This is a genomic window from Microcoleus sp. BROC3 (assembly GCF_036702515.1).
In the GTDB taxonomy this organism is placed as follows: domain Bacteria; phylum Cyanobacteriota; class Cyanobacteriia; order Cyanobacteriales; family Microcoleaceae; genus Microcoleus.
The window spans coordinates 40,164-61,593 of the sequence record NZ_JAUBTQ010000009.1 but is presented as its reverse complement, the minus strand read 5'-3'; the positions used below and the strand labels follow the sequence as shown (position 1 = coordinate 61,593).

Below are 21,430 nucleotides of genomic sequence, written 5' to 3'. Positions count from 1 at the left end.
ATTATTCCAAAGTTTTCATTCTCCATACCTGCGGCGGCGTAGCATCGAGAGGATAGATAAAATCAACTTTTACCGATCCTCAGTTGCTGATTTTTGCAATTTTCAACTCAGCGCCTTCTGCCACTCCCGAAAGAACCGCTCCGACTGGGTTGACGAGAATTCCTGCCACTACCAAAACTCGGCTGCCGCTTGTATTGATTTTGACGCGGCTGCGGCGATCGCCTCAAAGTGCTGCCACCGTAACCCGAACCGGTCGATCTATTATTGGCATTTGGACGTACTGAGGGTCTTACTGGCTGGTTGTATGTGGGCGATCGCAGGCGGCCGGTCGTCCTTAAAACTTGACGGTTTCTCACCTCAGGAGGCGGAGTTCGGTAGCGAGTTTGATATTGGTTAACAGCTTGGCCGTAAGTATTGCCATAGCCGCCATATCCTGTCATAATTCCCGGCTGATAGACCGGCGGCATATAATATTGCGGTCTAAATAACAAACTGCCGATCGCCTGACCGGCTATGGCCCCAGCAAACGGTGCCCAGAAGCCAGATTGCTGTCTCACTACTACCGTTTGGGGCTGACCGGTTTGAGGGTTAGTGACAGTTTCAGTCACGTTGTGAACGTACTCAATTTTAAAATCTTCTGTCAAATGCAAAACCGCTTTATTGTTATCCAGATTTAGATAACTTTTCTTGCCTGCCGATATTTCTTCATCCGTTAAGCGAGCCATTTGCAAATCCCTAGTCCGGTAAACTGGGGGACTGCCGGCGGGAGTATTCAGCAACATTAGACTGTATTCACCATCCGCATCGTTGTAGGTAGCTTGCTGTACGGAATATTGACCTTGAGCCAAGTTATTGTTGGCCGCAGGACGCACCGTGTTAACATTACTATTTGCAGCAGGATTGGTAGCAGCAGGATTGGTAGGAGGTTGTGGGCTAGGAGAACCGCAAGCGGTTGCCGTCCACAACAAAGTTAAAGCCATTAAATAAATTGTCAGTTTTCGCAGCATCATAAATAGTAATTGGTAATTAGTAAGGAAAAAGGAAGAAGCAAACAACTTGTAGCTCTGGTTATGTGAATTGCGTGTCCTGAATCAAGGTAATTGGTAATTATCAACGGCTCGATTTACATTCGATCGCTAATCCAGCTTGCAGTCATGACTTGAGTTCTTATTTATTCCCAGCTTGAGGCATTCCCTCCTCACTACAAACCTGTGTTATTTTCGATATTTTTTGCTCATCCACTTGGAGGGGACATCGTTTTTGTCGGAGCGAATTCTCTTCGCCGCTTCGATATTGGAATTTTTCTAGTTTTTAAAGGGGAATGAGTTCGGGGAAATTGACCAACACTTGGTCGCTGGTAAGTTCGTCACCCAACTGTGCGGGAGAAAAGTGAACTTGCACAGCTCGGAGCCTTTGCTGGTAATTTAAATTAATCATTGCTTTTAAACCGACTTTCAGCGCGCTGATGTCAGCGAGGTCTGTTTCTAGGGCCGGAACTTCGCCTTCGTAAGCAACTGTCAGCATCACTACGACATTTCTAGTTACCGGCAAAGACAAGGGGGAATTTTTATCGTAAACAGATGTGCTGTATTGAGGCTCGCTGAGATAGCGCTCGGCTGAATCAGTGAAAAGTTCATCCACATAATCGCCGGCTTCGCCTTCATTCCAAAAAACATCGCCTTCATTGGCTGCTGCTTGCCAGTAGTTGTCGTACTGCAACAGGTGATTGCAAATTTCTACAATACCTTCTCCTAAAACTGCTACGTCGCCATCGGCATCAATTGCTTGTCTGGCGGTGCGGTTGAGAACTCCTAACAGCGGTGCAACTTCTTCGCCTGTTAGGTGAACGAACACCCGGCAAACTGCCAGTCGAGTTTTACCTGTAAATTGATTGAATCGATCGCGCCAAGCATTCATAATAACCTATAGTTGTAATTTCTAGGGCTATATTTCCTACGATAGCAGGCGATTTGCACTCTTGCCGTCTAACCTCAGATTGATATCGAGGGCATTTTAAGCGATCGCCTCCGCAGCGTACTGTCTCGCTTTGAGTCATCTAATTTTATCGCAGTTTTTAATCGGAGCAAATACAGTAGGGAAACGGCACTGGCTTTTCCTGACTGGGAACTGCGACTTTTAATAATTGGTATGAGATTGAGAATTTTAGCCAGACTTTTTTAAATTAGTATTAATTCCGCACTCCGAGAGCTTGGCCGGAATATGATATTGTGTGCTATCGATTCATCTGTTGTCAATTGTTTGCAGTGCTTCGCGATCGCCATGACAAGAAATTGTAGGGGTAGATAATTTCCACTCAAAAAACCTCCAATCTTGCAAGATTGGAGGTGCGCTAAACGAATACGTTGGTTTGAGATAACTATTTGACGATCGCGCTTTGGACTTGTTCGATCGCAATTTCCGAACTCAACTCGGCAACTGGCGAAACCGGCAAATCCAGCTCGCCGCCCGGAGCTTCCGGGTGTTCGCGAACGGCTGCAACCGCATCTGCTGGCTCAGCTACAGCACCCGCCGCCGCCAAATCGAGCAACGCCGGAACTTCCAGGTATTCAGAAACACCTGCATCTGCGCTCGGATCGATCGGCTCTTCAAAAACTTCAAAATTATCGGTCATCGCAGCGCAAGCAGCAGAAGCGCGCTTGCCGGCGCGGTAGCTCATGTAGGCCGCACCTGCGCCCCCAAGCCCGGCCAAACCAAGGAAACCGAGAGCTCCTGTTTTGTAGGATTTCCACGGATTCATTCGCTCCGAACCGCCGGAACCCAGGATCGTTGTCCCAGAACCCGATTTAGCCGCCCCAGATTTGCTGTAGGAACAGGGGAAAGCAGATGCGGCGTCACAAACAGCGATGCTGCTTGCGATCGCGACGACGGAAGCAATGCCAGCTAACACTTGAAACTTCTTCATGGTGTTCTGGAGATTGTAAAGGATAATTAAAAAATTAATGGTAACAGCTCTTTACAAATGTATCAACTCTGCGCGCCGCCCAAATCGCGGATCGATCGCAAATATCAACTATAGCCTGAGGCAATTAAAATTTAAAATTGTCCGTTTAAAAACCTGGAATGGTTCCTGTGTATGCGTTTTGACTAACAGAGGGGCAGAAGTTGAAGTATTGTGAACCAATACTTCGATCGCGCCCAAATTAGAACATCTGAGGTGAGACAGTAGAAAATTTAGTTACAGACTGGCAAAAACTTGGTGACAAACTACTTTTAAGGCTACTTTTGAAAAGGCTTAGTTATTGGAAAAACTCTTATTTTTATGACAGACAGCGGGAATCAAGGCATTGAGCGAGCCCCTCGCCGATTGTTGGTGACGGGCGGAGCTGGATTTATCGGCTCGAATTTTGTGCATCACTGGTGCAGCAGCTATCCGGGCGATCGAGTAGTCGTACTCGACGCTTTAACCTACGCCGGAAACAGGCAAACCCTGGCAACTTTGGAAGGAGGAGAAAATTTTCGGTTTGTGCAAGGGGATATTTGCGATCGTACCCTAGTCGATACCTTGCTCAAAGAAGAAAACATCACCACAGTCGCCCACTTTGCCGCAGAATCCCACGTTGACAGGTCAATTATCGGGCCTGCCGCCTTTGTTCAAACAAACGTTGTCGGAACCTTCACACTTTTAGAAGCCTTCCGCAAGCATTTTGAAGCAATTGATGAGCCCTCTCTCAAAGCAGAAATGCGCTTCCTCCACGTTTCTACCGACGAAGTTTACGGCAGTCTCGGCCCCGACGACCCAGCCTTCACAGAAACAACTGCCTACTCGCCCAACAGTCCCTACTCAGCCTCCAAAGCTGGCAGCGACCACCTCGCCCGCGCTTATTTCCACACCTACGGCGTCCCGACAATTATCACCAACTGTTCCAACAATTACGGCCCCTATCACTTCCCAGAAAAGCTCATTCCATTAATGTGCATCAATATGCTATTGGGCAAACCGCTGCCAGTTTACGGCGACGGTCAAAACGTGCGAGATTGGCTCTACGTTCTCGACCACTGCCGCGCTTTAGATGTCGTTATCAACCGCGGCCAACCTGGGGAAACCTATAATGTTGGCGGTAACAACGAGGTAAAAAATCTCGATTTAGTAAAAATGCTGTGCCAGCTAATGGACGAATTAGCTGAGGATTTACCCGCCCGTCCTTGCGAACAATTGATCGCATTTGTCAAAGACAGAGCGGGGCACGATCGGCGTTACGCTATTGATGCCAGCAAAATTAAAACTGAGTTAGGTTGGACTCCCTCAGTAACCGTTGAAGAAGGTTTGCGGCAGACTGTAGAATGGTACTTAGCCCATCGGGAGTGGTGGGAACCCCTGCTTTCGGAGGAATACCAAACTTACTACCGGAAAGTCTACTCTAATTAATCTACTCCTGGACGCACGGGCTACCAAAAACCAGAACCGGTAAAAAACTGGTTTTCCAGCTCAAGAGTGCGTCCAGAAAGGTTTCTGTCTTGCCTTCAAGCTTGACATTTAAACTCCTGGGGCAGAAACCGGGTTTGAGGGACGAAAATCTTTCGTTAAGTGCGATCGATCGCACTTAACAAACCTGTTTTCTTTGGTATTAGCGCCTAACTTCAGATTTAATTAGGTGCAGGTAATTATCACACACATTCGCCCTTGTCAATCTTTGTGAAGATTTAGTTAAAAATCACCTTAAACGCATAAATTCAAGTGCTTGTAGCTGATAATTTTAATAGAGTTACAATATTAAGCATTTTAGAAGCTTTTAGTAAAAACAAAAAGCAGCAATGACCGAAATAAACTGGCTCAAGCACATCCAAGAACCTAAATACTGGCTGTTAGGCATCGCCTCCGGTTTGATTGCCCTACACCTAACTCTGACTTCCCGAACAAACGACACTGACCTGTTCGGTACAATGTTACTGTTTTGGGGAGTCGTAGCATTTCTCATTTGGGAAAGGCACGAATCCTTAACTTTTGAAAGCGGAGTTTTCGCCAGCTTCTTTGGGACATCGTTAATTGCTTTAATATTGATCAAAAGTTCGTCGATCTCGGGATACGACTTTTTTATCAGAGCAACGCCTTTTTTGTCGGCAATCAGTCTAGCATTGCTGGCTTCTGGAACAAAAGGACTGAAACAATATTGGCAGGAACTTCTAATTCTTGCTTATACAGCTATTCCTCCCGGATTGATCGGAGTATTCGTTGATGTCGCCCTATTAACAGCCAAATTTTCAGCATTCATTTTGCACTATCTAGGATTAGAAGTTGTGCGGAAAGGGGTTTTGCTAATCCTGGAAAAGGGCAGCGTGGAAGTGTATCACGGCTGTTCGGGGGTGAATGCGATGCTACAATTGTTAGGAATGGCGCTGGTTTTCTTGCTGATGTTTCCTACAACTACGGGGCAGAAAATTGTAGTGCCACTCGTGGCAATAATTATTGCATTTGTAGTGAATGCTGCGCGAGTTGCTCTCATGGCAGTGCTGGTATCCCTATCTCAAACCCAAGCATTTAAATACTGGCACGAAGGAAATGGTTCGGTAATCTTTTCGATGATTGCTGTATCTATTTTTGGGTTGTTCTGCTGGTTTGCCATCTTGCAAGACAAACCGCAAAATAAGGAAAAACAGAATTGCTAATGGCTCTTACCTATTGGAAACCAGTTAGAATTTCCCTGTTGGCTATTACTTTGGGAGGGGTTTTGTTGGTTGCCGGAAAATTGGTTTTTTATCCATCTGCCGGCAATAATATTGTTACCCCCTTTGAGTTGCCCGAGTCGGTGCCTCTAGCCGATTGGAAACTAAACAAGAGCGCGCCTCTGGAAATTAGCGACAATTCAGGATTAAAAGCTGCCAGGAAATATGAATATCAAAAAAATAGCATTGCTCTAGAAATAGAGATGCGCTATGCGGTAGACACCATTGGAGATGTCGAAGGTATGATGAAAGGACATACTATTCTCAAGTCATCTCCTGGTAAACTAGCATTAGCAAGCACTCAAGGCGCAGGGTTTCACGGAATTTTGCAACAGCAAAATCGACTTTATTTGAGTTCCTGTATTAATCCTCGCGGCCCTGCTACAGTCACTTCCCAACAGTTTAGATACAATCGAAATACTAGCGATTGGCAGCCAAACCGTATTCTGTTTTGGTTGTTGGGTAGGGTAAATATTCAAGACCGGCGCTGTTTGTGGACTCAGATGTCTGTGCCTTTGGATAAAACAACTCCAGAAAATGCCAAAAAAATTCTAGAGAATGCTTGGGTTTCTTGGTATGGGTGGTGGCAGCCGCGATTTCCCGAACCTTGAGTCGAGCCAGTAGATTTGAGATTTGAGATTTGAGATTTGAGATTTGAGATTTACTCGACAGGTGAATCTGGAAGCTTGAACCTTAGTCTAAAATGTTTGACTCTCCACGACTGTTGTCGTTCGCAAGTATCCGTTTTTGGGCGGAGTCAAGAGAGATTTTTCTTAACAACAATTCTGATTATTTTATGAATGACGTACAAGGCGAGCAAGGTTTTTCTATCTACAGACTGCGTTGGATTGGCTACGGTCTATTAATTCTGTCTTTATTAGATACGATTGCAGTTCTTATACCAGCAAATTTTGGCAATCGCGTCTGGGAATTGCAGACAATTGGGGCTGTAGTGGAACGGGTGCCAGTTCCTTTACTGGCAATGGCGCTGATATTTTTTGGAGAAGGGTACGACCGCAGACGTTTGGAAGACGTTTTTTTGAAGATTTTGTCTTGGGTGTGTCTGCTGCTGGCCCTGGTTTTTCTGTTGATGCTACCTTTGGGAATTTTTGGCGCTATCTACGTCAACAACCAAAACAACCAGCAAATTACTACTCAAGCAAACCAACAATTAGCTCAGTTGCAGCAGGTGGAAGAACGGCTGAATAAGGGTACTCCTGAAGATTTAAGGAATTTGGCGGGGGAACTTACCCGTTTGGGGGTACAAGCGGATACGCAAAACCCACAGCAATTGAAAGAGCAAATTCTTTCGAGAATTACTCCGGCTAAGGAACGGTTACAGACGCAAAGTGCTGCGGTTCAGCAAAGTCAGCGCGTGGGGTTATTTAAAAATGCTGTTAAGTGGCTACTGGGCGCGCTGATTTCTAGTGTTTTGTTTTTTACGCTGTGGCGCGGTACCGACTGGGCTCGGTAGTAGTTTTGAGTTTTGAGTTGCGATTTGTGAGCTAGTAAGGTGCGCCTAGCGCACCCGGATAGTCTTGTTGAGGATTAAGGTGCGCCCTGTACACGCAGCCCGCGTCTTGGTGGTCAAGAAGACCCTCAAACCCTAAAAATTTCCTTGGGGGGAGCGCTCGCTCTTCTTCTTTTCAAAAGATATCGGTAATAAATTTTGTTTATTGCCGATAGCCAACACCTAGAATAAGGCAAATCCGTCGTTAGCGCAGCCCTCGAAGACGATCGCACCTTGACAGGGCTGGCATTGTGCAATCCACAATCTCAAATCCAGAATCTCAAATCTCAAATCCACAATCCACAATCCACAATCTCAAATCCACAATCTCAAATCCACAATCTCAAATCTCAAATCTCAAATCGATTGATGGTATTTTCTAGTTTGTCGGCAATCCCTTCAACCCAGTTTTCATCTTGTTTTGTATAGCTGCGGGGCGCGTTAGCACCTAAGATTAAAACGCCTTGGCTGCCGATAGGCTGACAGATAACTCCTTGAGTATTTTCTGGCAAATAGTCAAATTCAATTCGACCGGGATAAATATTGAGATTTACTAAATAAACTGGTTTATTTTTGTCGAGCACTCGCTGCAATATCGGCCCTGGTTTGACTTCGGGATTGATGCCTAAAATACCGCGCCGCAATAGGACTTTTCCCTGATACACAATTACGATCGACCTTGTGGCGGTATTTGTCAACAGCAAACGCGACGCCCAAGCTAATTCTATTTTCACGGCCTCCGGCAAATCCGGCGCAAATTCAAAACCTTCTTCGCCGATAAGTTTTACCGAATCGGGCGATCGCGCTTGCACCTGCTGCCACAGCAAACCTGTTAAAATCAGCAAAGCGCTGATAATTACTCCCAAAGCGTCCGATCGAGCTTGAGAATCTGTGATTTGCTCTGTCAGCAAGCGGTTGACCATTAGCAGCGTACCTGCTAACCCTCCTGCAACTAAGGGCAATTGCCGCAAAACTTTATTAGGATCAGATTTAGTCATTAGTCATCAGTCATTAGTCATTAGTCATTGGTAATTGGTAGTTGGTAATTTAACTAATGCCAACTGCCAACTGCCAATTGCCAACTGACTTTATCCTACTTCTCCAATTTCGACAATTCGCTGGAAGAGATAGCCGGTGCCGCGGGCGGTGAGAATTAATTCGGGATTGCTGGGGTCGTCTTCCAACTTTGCCCTAAGCCGCGAGATGTGAACATCCACTACGCGGGTGTCTACGTGGCGTTCTGGCGTGTATCCCCAGACTTCCTGCAAAATTTCCGATCGCGAAAAAGGCTCTCCAGAACGGCTGACAAGCAGTTCTAACAAGCTAAATTCCATGCCCGTGAGCCGAATTCGTTCGTCGCCTTTGTAAACTTGGCGCTTGTTGGTGTCAATCCTAATATTGGTGACGTGGATGACTCCAGAGCTGGGAATTCCCGATGCTCCGTTTTTGTCCACCCTCCGCAGTACCGAACGGATGCGGGCTTCGAGTTCTTTGGGAGAGAAAGGTTTGACGACGTAATCGTCGGCGCCCAATTCTAAACCGGTGATGCGATCGGCTACGTCTCCCAAAGCGGTTAGCATGATGATGGGTACGTCTGACTCTTTACGCAACTCCTGACAGACGCCGTAACCGTCTAGCTTCGGCATCATCACGTCCAAAACCACTAAATCGGGTTCGGTGTTGCGAAATGTTTCGAGAGCTTCTTCGCCGTCAGCAGCGGTGACGACATCGTAGCCAATCATGGAAAGGCGAGTCTCCAGAATGCGGCGGATACTGGCTTCATCATCGACTACCAGAATTTTTTCTTTATGGTTTTCCAAGTTACCGAGCACTCCTTAAGTTACATTTCAGATAATGTTAATTTTTTGTACCCTATCATAGAAGACACGAATTGAATCATGTGTGGAGATCGGTCTGAAAGCTTGATAATTGCTTTAACTCAGACTTTTCTAAATGTTAGGGTGACTATTTATCATAGTAAACAATGCCTAAGCCTCGAATACAATATATTTGTCGGGAATGCGGGTATGATTCACCACAATATTTTGGCAGGTGTCCTAGCTGTCAGAAGTGGGATTCTTTTGACGAGCAGTTAGAACAACCTACTGCTGCTGTGTCGCGGGCGGGTTTAACAGGGGTGACAACTAAGACAGTGGGCGGTTCGCCCCCTGATAAGTCGAAGGGTCAACCAAGGGTATCTTTCAGATTATCGCAGATTTCCGACCAAACTCAGTCTCGCTGGCCTTCTGGTTACGGGGAGCTCGATCGAGTTTTGGGAGGCGGGATTGTTCCCGGATCGCTAGTTTTGATTGGCGGGGAACCGGGAATCGGGAAATCGACGCTGCTGTTGCAGGTGGCAAATATGTTGTCCCGCAAGGATCGGATACTGTATGTCAGTGCGGAGGAGTCCGGCCAGCAGGTGAAGTTGCGATCGCAGCGTTTGGGCGTGGCTAATCCGGTTGAATTGTCAAGCAACGGCGGGCATAAATCTGGCAGTAACGGGGAAGCTAAAAAGGATTCGGAGGACAATTCAGCGGAGAATTTCTATTTGCTTCCAGAGACAGATTTAGAAGTTGTTTTGCGGGAGTTGGAAGCGCTGAAACCGAATGTAGCGGTGATTGACAGCATCCAAACTATTTATTTTGCTAGTTTAACATCGGCTCCGGGTTCGGTGGCTCAGGTGCGGGAATGTACGTCTGCTTTGATGCAGGTGGCGAAAAGGGAAAATATTACTTTATTTATTGTCGGTCACGTTACGAAAGATGGAGCTTTGGCCGGGCCGAGGGTTTTGGAACATTTGGTAGATACTGTACTGTATTTTGAGGGCGATCGCTTTGCTTCTCATCGACTTTTGCGATCGATGAAAAACCGTTTCGGCGCTACTCACGAAATCGGTGTTTTTGAAATGGTAGCCAACGGTTTGCGAGAAGTAGATAATCCGTCGGAGTTGTTTTTAGGGAATAGAGATGAATTTTCTCCCGGTACTTCGACGACGGTTACTTGCGAAGGAACTCGACCGATTTTAGTGGAAATTCAGGCGTTAGTCAGCCCTGCAAGTTTCGGTTCGCCGCGCCGTACTACTACTGGTGTGGACAATGCTAGATTGCAGCAAATTTTAGCTGTTTTGGAGAAAAGGGTGGGGATTCCTTTATCTAAATTAGATGTGATTTTAGCGACGGTGGGCGGGTTGAAGGTGGATGAACCGGCGGCCGATTTGGCAGTTGCGATCGCCGTTGTGGCCAGTTTTCGCGATCGGGTGGTTGATGCACGCACAGTTTTGCTGGGAGAAGTGGGTTTGGGGGGACAGGTGCGGCCGGTTTCGCAATTAGAGTTGCGGCTGAGGGAGGCGGCGAAATTGGGTTTCAAAAGGGCGATTATTCCTAAGAATCAACCGGTGCCCGAGTTAGGAATGGACATTATTCCGGTGGCGAAGGTAATTGATGCAATTATTGCAGCGATTCCTGCTACACCGGCTCAGTTGCAGTCGGTTGATATGGAGTTGCAGTCAGTTGATTTGGACGAAGATGATTTGTTGAATTGAGTTAGAATAGTGATGTTGTAAATTGATAGTAAGGAGGCACGAATTATGTATCAACTAGACATTATTGAGGCAAAAGAAAAGCTTCTGGAATTGATCGAAGCGGCGATGAGAGGCGAAGAAGTGGCGATTACTCAAGATAACCAGCCTGTTGTAAAATTGGTAGGAATACCGCCAGCTAATAAGAAGCGCTGGCCATCCAAAGCTGGGGGTGCTAAAGGAATGGTTTGGATGTCCGATGATTTTGACGAACCGCTAGAAGAGTTTAAGGAGTACATGGAATGAGGTTGTTGGACACTCAGCCCTAACCACGATAGAACGAAAAAAATATCGTTGTTTAGTAGCAAATACTATGAGACGATTGCAAATAACCACACTTATTCAAGGGATAGTTATGGCAATCGTAACACTCTATCACGGTACAGATATTGAGAGTGCATTGGATATTCTTAATAACGGGTTAAACGGATCTCGCTTGCTAGCTTTGCAAACTCAGCCAATACAATTAGGGATCGGTTGGTACGCTGCATTCGATCCAGAAGTTGCCTGGTTCTTTGCTACCCTAGCACCCGGTTTAGAGGCTTTAGGCTGCACAGTTATTGAAATGTTTTTGCCTGTGGTAGAATTAAACTATCTGTTAGATAAAGGAGAAGCTAAAATTGAGCCAATTGCCAATGTAATGTTTGCCGCACAGCAAATATGGTTTTCAATTAATTAATGCCTTTGACTTTTTAAATAAAAAAGCTGACTTTCAACCTTACCAGGAAGCTAGATAAATGAAAAAAACTTACAATTTGAACGATTTAACAATTCGTTATACAAATCGTTAAAATACAGAGAATGGCATTATTTCACATACTCATACTGTGTTGTTCGCTCGTCCGCTTACAGTTGAAGAACAGCAAGAATTTACACAAATAATAAAAATTTTTTGCAAAACCTTTGATTCATCACAAAGTTTAGATAATAACTTTTTAGCTAAGCCTAATGTGACATTTATTACTCCTAACCAGGCACATTACACAGTGAATCAGCGCATTTTGGCAGTTTCGCAGAAGGATGAGCTCTTTGCTAGGTTAGCTGCATTCAGTCAAGAGGTTGTTGGCATTGCTGAACATGATGGCAATCCTGTCTTTAGCAAACTAGGAAAGTTAAAGCAACTGCAAGAGTGGGCGCAGTCACAGATTGACAATACTGTCCAACCAGAAGTTAGACCAGATATTGCAATTACAGTGTTGCAGTTAATTGATGAAGTTGCAAGGTTGCAAAACAAAATCAAGGAATTAGAAAATAAATCAAAAACTGCGTAATGTTGTAAAAAACTAGATATAAGAATTATGAAAGCTTACGAGTTTCCCGCAAAACTCACAGATCAAGGGAAAATAGAATTTCCCGATCGCCTCTTAAAATACTTAGCAGCTAACCAAGAAGTCAGAGTTATTGTTCTGGTGCAAGAACCAACTGACACAGAAGAGGAAAATGCTGCTTGGCAGCTCCTTGCTACTGAGCAATTATTGACTGGCTACAGCGAGGAAGATGCTATCTACGACAATATTTGAAATATGCCAAATTATCAATCAGGAGAAGTTCTCTTACTGGCACTACCTTTTGCCGGTGTAACAACATCAAAACTCCGTCCTGTGCTGGTACTTTTGGATGCAGGAGATGAAGATATTGTTGTTGCACGAGTGACAAGTCAAACAACTAGGACTGTTTTTGATGTTGAGATTGTACAATGAGAGCAGGCAGGTTTGTTGCGTTCGTCAGTGGTTCGGCTGCATAAGGCGAACACAATAGAAAAGCGTTTAGTCAATCGTCGATTGGAATTTTAACCGCTAGCGACTGGACGCAAGTTAGAGAAAGAATACAACAAATATGGTATTCTATTTGAGCTGGTTTTAAAAAATATTTACTTGCCAAATTTTTGAGGTGCGTTTTCAGGAAACATGAACAAATCAAAAAGACGCAAAAATCAGTGGTCAAATGAACTCAACGACATCATTCGAGGCGCATCGGGCGGATTTTTATTCGGCATTCCGCTGCTTTATACGATGGAGGTTTGGTGGATCGGTTCGCATACTAAACCAGCGGAAATGTCGATCGCGATCGCAACTACTTTTATCGTGGTTTTCTTGCTGACTCGCACTGAAGGTTTTCGCAAAACTAAGGACATCCGCTGGCTAGATGCTGCAATTGATACCGTAGAAGCGATCGCGATCGGCATTGTCTGCGCGGCTTTGATCCTGTTTTTGCTCCGGGAAATTACGCCGGAGACTCCACTGCAAGAAACTCTGGGGAAAATCATCTTTGAAGGCCTGCCGTTTGCGTTGGGAGTGGCCTTAGCAAGCGGTTTCTTGAGCGGCGATCGCTATCAAAGTTCAGACAGCGACAGCGAACCTAATATTAACCCAACTTTAGCAGATATTGGCGCTACTTTAATTGGCGCGATGATCATTGCTTTCAACATTGCCCCAACAGACGAAATTCCCATGCTAGCAGCAGGTATTTCGCCACCTTGGCAATTAGCAATTATCGCCGCCTCGCTGCTCATTTCCTACGGTATTGTCTTTGTAGCAGGCTTTACTTATCAAGCTAAACGGCAGCAACAGCAAGGGATTTTTCAGCGTCCCCTCAGCGAAACTGTCATGGCGTATTTAGTGTCGCTGGCGGCTTCTGCATTTATGATGTTTTTCTTCCAAAAACTGAGTTTTGACGACCCGTGGTCGATTTGGTTGAGCTATACGTTAGTATTAGGATTGCCGGCGACTATTGGCGGCGCGGCGGGGAGGCTGGCGGTATGAGTGAAAGTAATAACGAACAGCAACCAAAAAGAACTTTTGCTGAATGGGCGACATTTGCGATCGCCTGCTCGATCCTTTTTACCCTCACCGGGCTGGTACTCTACAACTGGGTGACTAAAAAAGAGGAACCTCCGATTATTTCTGTCACTCGCAACACGCCTATTCGTGAAACTCAAGGGCAATTTTACGTACCGTTTACAGTGACAAATACGGGTGGCGAAACGGCAGAGTCCGTGCAAATTATTGCCGAATTGCGCGTCAACGGCGAAGTCTTGGAATCCGGCGATCAACAAATTGATTTTTTGTCAAGCGGCGAAACTGAAGAAGGAGCTTTTATCTTCAGCCGAGATCCGCGTCAAGGTGAGTTGATTGTGCGATCGAGCAGCTACAAACTGCCTTAACACAGATAAAACTCGGCGGTTAAAACCTTTTCACCTCTGTGAACTCTTTCTCTTCCTACCCTACCCTTCGGGAACCCCTGCGGGGAACGGGAACGGCTTCGCCGAACGCGCCCTTAGCGTCTTCGCGGTTCGTTAAATCTAAAAACCCCCTTGCGCGTTTTCGGCATTTATTGCTATATTCCGCGCAGGCGCGATTTCAATCGCTTTGGAATTGCGATCGAGCTACCGCTTCACCGCATTGTGTTCCCACTTCCAAACACAGCTAGAAATCAAATTTGTACAAATATGAGCCGTAATTGGCACTAACAAATTCCCAGTAGCTAAAACGCTGTAACCCAACAGCAATCCGACAGCAGTTGCCCAAACAGCATAAGGCCACTGATCCATGCCTCCCAAGTGCAGAATACCGAAACAAAAACTCGATAAAACTAAACCGGTAACATTCAATCCTAAAGCAGACAGCATCACGCCTCGAAATAGCAATTCTTCGCTAAGTCCGGGCAGCAGTCCCAGCCAAATCAAATCCGGCCAAAACAAAGGTTTGAGCACTACTTCCAAGTAAACGTCTGCACTCCGGCGATAACCCGGCCAGAGGTGATAAACGATCGCACTGCCACCTGTAATTGCTAGTCCGATCGCAAATCCTTTGAGCAAGTCCATTCCTATCAATTTGACTGGCAAAAGCGATACCGATCCAAATAGCAACCACAATTTAGCTACCGCCAGCAACATAATTGCTGTCACGCCCATTGCTACTAAAACTTGGGTGCGCGTCAAGGGTTCAATTTCAGGATTTTCGGGAATTTTTTCTGCCACTTAATCACTTTTAGATTTGAGGTTTGAGATTTTAGAATTGTTTAGTTTAGTCAGACAAACAACGCAGGGAGGAGATGTCTGCACCCAAGGAAGCTGGACTGATGCCGGCCCGCAAAGCGACCAAAACTCCGATCGCCTCTAAATATGAGTTTACCTGCAAAGCTTTGATTCCGAGTTTTTCTGGAGTTGTCTGCATCTGGGTTTTGTTGTCCCCCACAGCGATGATTTGTACGGACGATCGCCCGCTCAAACTCAGAATAGCACTGCCGCCGCAGGCTGTGGCGGGTATTACCACCGCATCGACTCGATCGGCCCACAAATCCTGGGACTCGAAATCTCGCCTGTTTGCATAGAATTTCTCTCTTGTGGGGTGGGCATCTTGCCCGCCCAATACCTGCGTGCGGGCATCTTGCCCGCCCAATACCTGCGTGCGGGCATCTTGCCCGCCCAATACCTGCGACAGGCAAGATGCCTGTCCCACAGTAGGAGTGACAAATTGCGGAGCTTTGCTGAGGCCGGCAAGGACGCAAGGTAGGAAAGTATAGCCGATTTCCTCAGCAGCCGATCGCGGAGACAGGTGCGGATCGAGGGGAAGTGGCGAAAGCGCGGGGGCGTGGGCGCAGGGGATTTTAAACGTCCTGACGATGAGGTGGCTGATCACAGCTTCCGCGCCGGCGAGGGGGTCAACTCCTTTGCCGCGGCGGTAGTTTTCGAGGGCGAGGCTGCCTTCATCGTCGGGAAATCTGGCGACAACTGCGATCGCCTCTACTCTTGCTTGTTGGATTAATTTTTCCGCAGCGCGCAATAAACTGTCGGGATTGCCGATCGTCCCCCAGGATGCCCCTGATTCAGAAATACGCAATTCTACTTGCAGAGGGCGATCGGTTAAAACACAATCCGTTATATTCAAGCCCAATGTAGCTCTCGCTGCATCAGCCGCTTGCAAGTGCCGCAACTGCAAGTCTGGTTCGATCGCAGAATCGAGGATTAAGCCGATGCGATTTTGATGTACCGGTTGCAGTCCCCAGCATCCGGCAGCAAATTTGTCAAGGGCGTAACCTTCAACGTAGAGAGCGTTAGGTATCGGCCAATAAAGTTGAGCGCCGTTGAGGACGTTGGGGTGAGTGATCAGGGTGTCTGAAATTTGGGCGATCGCCCTAGCCACGGGCAGCGCATCTCCTGCAAAGCCCCCGATCGAGGCTCCAACGCCTGTGGGGACTATCAAAACCACTGTCAAAGGGCGGGGGTTCACGGTGTTGCGGAGGATGCTTCCACGAGCACGTAGCCTTCTACCACAGCCTTTTGCCGATCGACATCCACATCTGTGACGGCCCACCGCAGGGGTTCGCCGTGCTTTTGCAGTTCAATTTCAATAGCCGAGTGCAGTTGCTCGGCGGTATCGTGGAGGTCAACTTCTGCGGAAATGAAATGGGTGGTCATAGGGCGATCCATAGTGGTTTTACCGCTAACGGTACTTAGGTCAATTTTAGCTTAGTCCTAGGATTTACCGAATTGGCGATCGTACACAATGTCTTCTTTTTCTGTTTCTATCTTCAAGTTCGATCGGGGATAAGCAACGCACAGCAACACATAACCTTCTGCCTGAAGATCCGGACTAACGCCCATACCATCAGCTTGATCGACCTCCCCTTCAATAATTTTACCAGCACAGGTAGTACAAACCCCCGCATTGCAAGAACTCGGCAACTCAATGCCGGCGTCGTTAGCGACGCGGAGAATTTGTTTATCTTCGGGTACTTCTACGGTATAGGTAGATCCTTGGTGGATCAATTCAACAGTGTAAGTCTTAGACATATTTCAATTATTGGTTTTAATTCCCCAATTGGAATTTACGCTAGATTTGGAAACAAAGCAATCAGTATTTTACCGCTGTTTGTGCTTTTGTGCAATTTTACAACTACATTTTTTATTGATAATTTTTTTTATTAATTGGCTGGGCGAGCGATCGGCATTTTGTCAATGACTTTTTCACAAATTATTACAAGCCTCACGGCGGAACTGTGCCACAAAGCACTTATACCTAATTAATTTTTTGCCTTCAAGCCAACAACTCATCAACCGCAACACTAAAACCCGGCAGCACTAGCTTAGTGCTGACTGTAGAACCCAGGTTAAAAGTTAACTTTTGAGTTTGAGTCATTATCAATATCCAGCGACTTTCTGGAAAAACAATCCAAGCTTCCAGACAACCCGAATCTAAATATTCTTGTGCTTTCAGAAATATTTCTTCCGCAATATCAGTAGGAGAAACTATTTCAGCAATTAACGGCGGAGTTTGAGGCCAAGTAGGAACATCACCATATTGTGAGACTAATTCAGGAGTCAAATAAGCTACATCAGCACGGCGCACTCGCCTGTCAGTACGACAAGGAACTTCGACATAAACTTCGCCGCCTTGTCCGCTAGATATCTTATAACTTCTCCAACAATAATCTAGTCGAGATTGGATTCGACTGTGTTTTACTGTCATGCCATTTTTCTCCGCGATTTGCCCGTCCACCCATTCCATGCACTCGGGGGGATTAGCCATAAAGTCTTCTAGAGAAACATTTTCTGATAAAACGGCTGCCATTACCATAGCCATTTACTTCCTTTTGCAGCATTCACTGATATTGTAGTGCTTTTTGCGATATCTTCACTGACGGGAATTGCGGAAAGAGTCTATATCCTACCAATTCCCCATTACCAATTCCCCATCTAATCAATATTAATTTGATTGGGAGGTTTAGGTTGATTCTCTTGCTCATCCTTCAAAGTTTTACGCCCAGAACTAGCATAGTCCTTGTACATTTCCACAAACATCTTGGTTAACTGTTGCAAAGAAAGTTGTTCCCCATTAACTTGAGCTTTCATATAAGCTTTAAGCACTTCAATGTAAGCCAAACCGAGGGCAAGCGTGAGAGCTGCTGCCGTTGCACCGGAGATAGCACCGCCGACAACAGTACCCGCACCAGGAATCATTTTAATCAAATTAGTAACAATACTTCTGCCAACAGCAGTAACTCCGCCTGTGCCGCTAATAGCAGACAGCATCGCCGAAATAAAGCCCTTATCAAAGGGCATTCCAAAAATCACAGTAATATTAGCAATCATTGCCGTTTGCATCGCCATCAAAATCGGCGCATCAGCAAACGGTACAGGAGTGGCACCGACAATTGCAGAACCTGCAACATAAGCACTTAGATACTTAAATGCCATATCGGATTTGAGCGCAATATTAGCAATTTGTTCTTTAACAAAAGCTTTTTTAGCTACTTCCGGCAGCAGTTGAAAAGTTGCATCTACCAACTTATCTAAACCGTGAGATTTTACTGTATAATCCTCATCAATTTCTTCCGGCTCAGCCATAACGGGGATGATTTGACTGACGGGCAAATTCATGTGTTCCAGTTGCTTGAAAAACTCGCCCGGCTTTTTAGATGTCGTCTGAGTCAGCACTAAAACAACTGGTACGTCTTTGACTTCCATTTCTTTTAGCCAGTTTTCCTCGACAGATTCTATTCTATTGGCGCTGTGATTGATGCAGTACCAGATGACGTGAATGTGTTCTTTGGGGTGCAGGAGTCTTTGGTCTTCAATCAGTTTAGCAACGTTTAATTGAATAACTTTAATTTGTTCGGCGTTGAGTTCGAGTCCGGGAGTATCGTAGACTGTAATTGGGCAATTCGGTTTGGTATATTGGCGAATGCCTTGAGTGATGGGGCGGCCGACTCCGGTTTCTGCTAAGCGTTTGCGAAAAACTGAATTTATCAGGGTACTTTTGCCGACGCCGGTTTTGCCGATGACTAAAACATTGCACTGTCCCACTTGGTTTTCTGCGTCTTTGAAGGCGTAGTAACTTCTATTTAAAAGCTCGTCTAAGGAAAAGTCGTCTGACATGGCGGTTTGCTCCGATAAGGGCGGGATATTAATTAAATACCACCGAATATAATTCCGATGCTCTACAAACGAAGTCCGCGAAGGCGGACTGGGGGAGTCTTAAGAATATTGTAGCAATTTGATTTAAGAACTGGTGCAAGGGGTAGAGGATAGTTTTGTGTCGCGTGCTGCTAAATGAAAGGTTGTAGAATTGAGTTTAAGCTAGCAATCGATCGACATCAATGCTAAAACCGCTGAGGATTTGTTGGGTGGTGGCGGTATCGCCGGATCTAAATGTCAATATTTGATTTTGATTTATCACGAATATTAAACGACTTTCGGGAAAAACTAACCAGACTTCCTGACAGCTAGATTCTAAATATTCCTGTGCTTTGAGAAAGACATCTTCAGCGATATCGGTGGGTGAAACTATTTCGGCAACTAAAGGGAAACTTTGGGGTAAAGTGGCAAGATTGCCAAATTGTGCAACTAATTCTGGTGTGAGATAAGCGACATCGGGGCGACGAATTTGTTGGTTAGTGCGGGAAGGTGGTGAAATATAAACTTCTCCTCCTTGTTTGCTGGAAATCATGTAATTTGCCCAACCACAACCCAGGCTTGATTGAATTTTACCATGCTTGAGCGTGGCTCCATTTTTCTCCACGAGTTGTCCGTCCACCCATTCCATGTTGTCGGGGGGATTAGCCATGAAGTCTTCTAAAGTAAAATTCTTCTGTGCAGCAGTAGCAGTGACCATAGTTATTTATTCGCTTTTAGTAAACTTACTTGTTACTATTATGACCGATCGCCCTTGCCGATCGCACTTTGACCCACACTGCTGAAATTATACTGTAATGCCGTCAGGCCGAGCAACGTAGGCGGACTTGCTTCTAATAGCGACAGCTTTTAACCTATCGGTTCTCGGCATTACGGGTATTTCCGGCGATCGACTTATGCAAATAAATCAGTTCCTCGGCTCATTTTTACAGAACAGCAGGCAGAGGGAACCTTACAATAGCGACATTCCCAATCGCTAGGTTTTGGCTTGGGAGGTTGAGAATTACAAAGCATGGCAATTAACTGCTGCAAACGCTGTCTAAATTGCTCATTAACATACCACTTGGGAAGATCTAAAATCCCATCTCCATAAACTAAACGCCCGTGCGGAATGTGACCTTTAAACAGATTTTTGGTTTCCGCGGCAAAGGGCAACATTGACATATAGAGGAGCACTTGCATTTTATGTGAATCTTTGCGCTTGCCGGTTTTGATATCTTCGACAACTGCCCAATCATCTTTTATAGCAATGATATCAGGTCTCCCGGCAACGCAGATATCAAAGGTTTGACCTTTATATTTGAATGAATTTTGATTTTCAACATAGACGGTGAAACCTTCATTTTGCAGTTGTACTGCTCGTTGAATCAGCTTTTCTTCATGTTCTGAAGGGTCATAGGTACTCGGTTGTTTTTCAAATTGATAGTGAGTCCGTTGCCATAATGCGTGTTGGCAATCTTTTTCGTTGGCTAAAGGTTCGGAAAGCCCAGTTACAGTGGTGTAGAGATGGAATCTTTTTTGCGCTTGTGTTGGCATATTTTTTAGAAGTGTGTTTGGGATGTCTTTACGATGACACCCACTTCCAAATGATGTCTAGTTAATTTCCGATAATTCTTGGTGATAATAAATGATGATTTTGAGGAATCAAATAATTGCAAATAATGTCAAATTATGGCAAATTATTTTAAATAATGACTTGCGCTAAGGAGTTGCCAGCTAGAGACAAGCTTGCTAAGATAAGCTGATAAGGCTGAGTTAGGGCAGTGGATGTATGAATCTTAAGCAAAATTTTCAGAACCAAATCGCTGAATCGCTATTTCCTGGAAACCTGAGTGAGGAGAAGGCTTGTTTTCTTCGGCGATTCGCCCCCGAGAATCACCCGGACAACAGAGTAAGCACTAATAAAGAAATTGCTAAACTAATGAAAAACGATTTAGCAGTTTATTGTGAAGAAAAAATAAATCAAACCCTTCGGAAAGTGATTGAGGTAGTTCATAAAGCCTACGAAGAAGAGATGAAAGTGGATGGCGTGAATACTGAGGCGTTGTTAAATCTTAAAGCAGGGGGAACACTTAAAGGAAAAGAGGATGAAGAGACTCACAAAAAATTTAGTCCTTGGAAAGAGGTTTATAAGTGGCTGTGGAATCATAAATACCTGCGGTGGGTTGATATTAATGGTTGGGAGATTTTAAAGAAACAAGCTAAAACTGCTCCCGATTGGATACAGTTTTCAACTGAGCAGGAAACTGCATCAGTGGGAGTTGGTACTAGAGGACTTAAGCCGCTATCGCCTCGATCTTCTGCACCAAAAAATGACCCCACAATTCCAATTAATCAGCCGTTGTCGATGATTGTAAATTTGGCATATCCTAACTATCAAATGCTTTTGTTGTATCGCAGTGCTGAGATGAAATATATACTCTGTCCATCTTTGGGATATGCACCTAATGGTGTGAATCAACCACCGATGAGGCTACCTCAAAATAAGGAAATATTTACTTTTGAGGAACTAGGAAAGGAATAATTTGTAGCAATTGCAGTGGAAAACCCTGTGAGTTTACCTTGGTTGATTCCCCGTGAAGAGGAACCTTTACCGGAATGGAATGCTGAACGGCTTAAAGAGTTATTTGAACAATTGGACAAACAAGATAATTGGCAAGTGTTTTATCAAAGCTTTGAGGTGGTGGAAACTGCCTAATTGGAGTTGGAAACCCTAAAAAAAATCACAGAGAAGAGAGGAAAACAA

27 protein-coding genes are annotated in these 21,430 nt (G+C 45.3%); 14 read left to right on the top strand and 13 right to left on the bottom strand.

Annotation, left to right across the window (positions count from 1 at the left end):
• Positions 1–107: 107 nt before the first annotated feature.
• The 3 genes from QUB30_RS07995 to QUB30_RS07985 all read right to left on the bottom strand — a co-directional run bounded on the left by QUB30_RS07995 (position 108) and on the right by QUB30_RS07985 (position 2,923).
• Positions 108–1,010, bottom strand: coding sequence for a hypothetical protein (locus QUB30_RS07995; RefSeq protein WP_333331587.1), 903 nt, complete (start codon positions 1,008–1,010; stop codon positions 108–110).
• A 301-nt stretch (positions 1,011–1,311) separates the two neighbouring features.
• Positions 1,312–1,917, bottom strand: a complete 606-nt coding sequence (locus QUB30_RS07990) for a DUF1517 domain-containing protein (RefSeq protein WP_333331584.1) — start codon at positions 1,915–1,917, stop codon at positions 1,312–1,314.
• A 460-nt stretch (positions 1,918–2,377) separates the two neighbouring features.
• Complete coding sequence (locus tag QUB30_RS07985) at positions 2,378–2,923, bottom strand: hypothetical protein (protein WP_333331581.1); 546 nt, start codon at positions 2,921–2,923, stop codon at positions 2,378–2,380.
• Positions 2,924–3,280: 357 nt separating this feature from the next.
• Between QUB30_RS07985 and rfbB the strand changes: the two genes are divergently transcribed.
• The 4 genes from rfbB to hpsJ-A all read left to right on the top strand — a co-directional run bounded on the left by rfbB (position 3,281) and on the right by hpsJ-A (position 7,156).
• On the top strand, positions 3,281–4,387 hold the full coding sequence (gene rfbB / locus QUB30_RS07980; RefSeq protein ID WP_333331577.1) for a dTDP-glucose 4,6-dehydratase: 1,107 nt from the start codon (positions 3,281–3,283) through the stop codon (positions 4,385–4,387).
• Between the two features lie 386 nt (positions 4,388–4,773).
• Positions 4,774–5,625, top strand: coding sequence for a cyanoexosortase A (gene crtA, locus QUB30_RS07975; RefSeq protein WP_333331574.1), 852 nt, complete (start codon positions 4,774–4,776; stop codon positions 5,623–5,625).
• The gene (locus tag QUB30_RS07970; RefSeq protein ID WP_333331572.1) at positions 5,625–6,293 is read left to right on the top strand and encodes a cyanoexosortase A system-associated protein; all 669 of its coding nucleotides are present in this window, start codon (positions 5,625–5,627) and stop codon (positions 6,291–6,293) included. The genes crtA and QUB30_RS07970 overlap by 1 nt, the downstream gene beginning before the upstream one ends.
• 185 nt (positions 6,294–6,478) lie before the next feature.
• Positions 6,479–7,156, top strand: a complete 678-nt coding sequence (gene hpsJ-A / locus QUB30_RS07965) for an HpsJ-like protein, cyanoexosortase A-associated (RefSeq protein ID WP_333331569.1) — start codon at positions 6,479–6,481, stop codon at positions 7,154–7,156.
• Between the two features lie 386 nt (positions 7,157–7,542).
• On the opposite strand, the gene QUB30_RS07960 is transcribed toward hpsJ-A, so the two are convergent.
• Positions 7,543–8,190: a cofactor assembly of complex C subunit B gene (locus QUB30_RS07960; protein ID WP_333331566.1), complete on the bottom strand. Its 648-nt coding sequence runs from the start codon at positions 8,188–8,190 to the stop codon at positions 7,543–7,545.
• A 90-nt stretch (positions 8,191–8,280) separates the two neighbouring features.
• A complete protein-coding gene (gene rpaB, locus QUB30_RS07955; protein WP_071587789.1) occupies positions 8,281–9,012 on the bottom strand; it encodes a response regulator transcription factor RpaB in 732 nt (243 codons plus the stop codon).
• 164 nt (positions 9,013–9,176) lie between these two features.
• Between rpaB and radA the strand changes: the two genes are divergently transcribed.
• The 8 genes from radA (at position 9,177) to QUB30_RS07915 (ending at position 13,932) form a co-directional block, all read left to right on the top strand.
• Positions 9,177–10,733 (top strand): DNA repair protein RadA, encoded by a 1,557-nt coding sequence (gene radA / locus QUB30_RS07950; RefSeq protein ID WP_333331563.1) that lies wholly within the window; start codon positions 9,177–9,179, stop codon positions 10,731–10,733.
• A 45-nt stretch (positions 10,734–10,778) separates the two neighbouring features.
• The gene (locus QUB30_RS07945) at positions 10,779–11,015 is read left to right on the top strand and encodes a type II toxin-antitoxin system prevent-host-death family antitoxin (RefSeq protein WP_333331560.1); all 237 of its coding nucleotides are present in this window, start codon (positions 10,779–10,781) and stop codon (positions 11,013–11,015) included.
• Positions 11,016–11,124: 109 nt separating this feature from the next.
• Complete coding sequence (locus tag QUB30_RS07940; protein WP_333331557.1) at positions 11,125–11,448, top strand: hypothetical protein; 324 nt, start codon at positions 11,125–11,127, stop codon at positions 11,446–11,448.
• Between the two features lie 148 nt (positions 11,449–11,596).
• Positions 11,597–12,040 carry a hypothetical protein gene (locus QUB30_RS07935; RefSeq protein ID WP_333331554.1) on the top strand — a complete coding sequence of 148 codons (444 nt, stop codon included), beginning with the start codon at positions 11,597–11,599 and terminating at the stop codon, positions 12,038–12,040.
• A 27-nt stretch (positions 12,041–12,067) separates the two neighbouring features.
• Positions 12,068–12,289 carry a hypothetical protein gene (locus tag QUB30_RS07930; protein ID WP_333331551.1) on the top strand — a complete coding sequence of 74 codons (222 nt, stop codon included), beginning with the start codon at positions 12,068–12,070 and terminating at the stop codon, positions 12,287–12,289.
• Positions 12,290–12,292: 3 nt separating this feature from the next.
• Positions 12,293–12,469 (top strand): hypothetical protein, encoded by a 177-nt coding sequence (locus QUB30_RS07925; protein WP_333331549.1) that lies wholly within the window; start codon positions 12,293–12,295, stop codon positions 12,467–12,469.
• 207 nt (positions 12,470–12,676) lie between these two features.
• Entirely contained in the window at positions 12,677–13,531 is an 855-nt protein-coding gene (locus QUB30_RS07920; protein ID WP_333331546.1) for a TIGR02587 family membrane protein, read from the top strand.
• Positions 13,528–13,932 carry a TIGR02588 family protein gene (locus tag QUB30_RS07915; protein WP_333331543.1) on the top strand — a complete coding sequence of 135 codons (405 nt, stop codon included), beginning with the start codon at positions 13,528–13,530 and terminating at the stop codon, positions 13,930–13,932. Before QUB30_RS07920 ends, QUB30_RS07915 begins: the two co-directional genes overlap by 4 nt.
• A 222-nt stretch (positions 13,933–14,154) precedes the next feature.
• Here the strand turns inward: QUB30_RS07915 and QUB30_RS07910 are convergent, their stop codons facing one another.
• The 8 genes from QUB30_RS07910 to QUB30_RS07875 all read right to left on the bottom strand — a co-directional run bounded on the left by QUB30_RS07910 (position 14,155) and on the right by QUB30_RS07875 (position 20,220).
• Complete coding sequence (locus QUB30_RS07910; protein WP_333331540.1) at positions 14,155–14,748, bottom strand: CPBP family intramembrane glutamic endopeptidase; 594 nt, start codon at positions 14,746–14,748, stop codon at positions 14,155–14,157.
• Between the two features lie 46 nt (positions 14,749–14,794).
• Positions 14,795–16,000 carry a DUF3326 domain-containing protein gene (locus QUB30_RS07905; RefSeq protein WP_333331536.1) on the bottom strand — a complete coding sequence of 402 codons (1,206 nt, stop codon included), beginning with the start codon at positions 15,998–16,000 and terminating at the stop codon, positions 14,795–14,797.
• Positions 15,997–16,188, bottom strand: coding sequence for a hypothetical protein (locus tag QUB30_RS07900; RefSeq protein WP_333331534.1), 192 nt, complete (start codon positions 16,186–16,188; stop codon positions 15,997–15,999). Before QUB30_RS07900 ends, QUB30_RS07905 begins: the two co-directional genes overlap by 4 nt.
• A gap of 57 nt (positions 16,189–16,245) precedes the next feature.
• Positions 16,246–16,563, bottom strand: a complete 318-nt coding sequence (locus QUB30_RS07895) for a 2Fe-2S iron-sulfur cluster-binding protein (protein WP_333331531.1) — start codon at positions 16,561–16,563, stop codon at positions 16,246–16,248.
• Positions 16,564–16,807: 244 nt separating this feature from the next.
• A complete protein-coding gene (locus tag QUB30_RS07890) occupies positions 16,808–17,353 on the bottom strand; it encodes a Uma2 family endonuclease (protein ID WP_333331528.1) in 546 nt (181 codons plus the stop codon).
• Positions 17,354–17,466: 113 nt separating this feature from the next.
• The gene (locus QUB30_RS07885) at positions 17,467–18,648 is read right to left on the bottom strand and encodes a GTPase (RefSeq protein WP_333331525.1); all 1,182 of its coding nucleotides are present in this window, start codon (positions 18,646–18,648) and stop codon (positions 17,467–17,469) included.
• A 196-nt stretch (positions 18,649–18,844) separates the two neighbouring features.
• The gene (locus QUB30_RS07880) at positions 18,845–19,384 is read right to left on the bottom strand and encodes a Uma2 family endonuclease (RefSeq protein WP_333331522.1); all 540 of its coding nucleotides are present in this window, start codon (positions 19,382–19,384) and stop codon (positions 18,845–18,847) included.
• A 194-nt stretch (positions 19,385–19,578) separates the two neighbouring features.
• A complete protein-coding gene (locus QUB30_RS07875) occupies positions 19,579–20,220 on the bottom strand; it encodes a PD-(D/E)XK nuclease family protein (RefSeq protein WP_333331519.1) in 642 nt (213 codons plus the stop codon).
• Between the two features lie 235 nt (positions 20,221–20,455).
• On the opposite strand from QUB30_RS07875, the gene QUB30_RS07870 reads away from it, so the two are divergent.
• On the top strand, positions 20,456–21,208 hold the full coding sequence (locus tag QUB30_RS07870; RefSeq protein ID WP_333331516.1) for a hypothetical protein: 753 nt from the start codon (positions 20,456–20,458) through the stop codon (positions 21,206–21,208).
• 27 nt (positions 21,209–21,235) lie between these two features.
• Positions 21,236–21,382 (top strand): hypothetical protein, encoded by a 147-nt coding sequence (locus tag QUB30_RS07865; RefSeq protein ID WP_333331513.1) that lies wholly within the window; start codon positions 21,236–21,238, stop codon positions 21,380–21,382.
• Positions 21,383–21,430 lie beyond the last annotated feature (48 nt).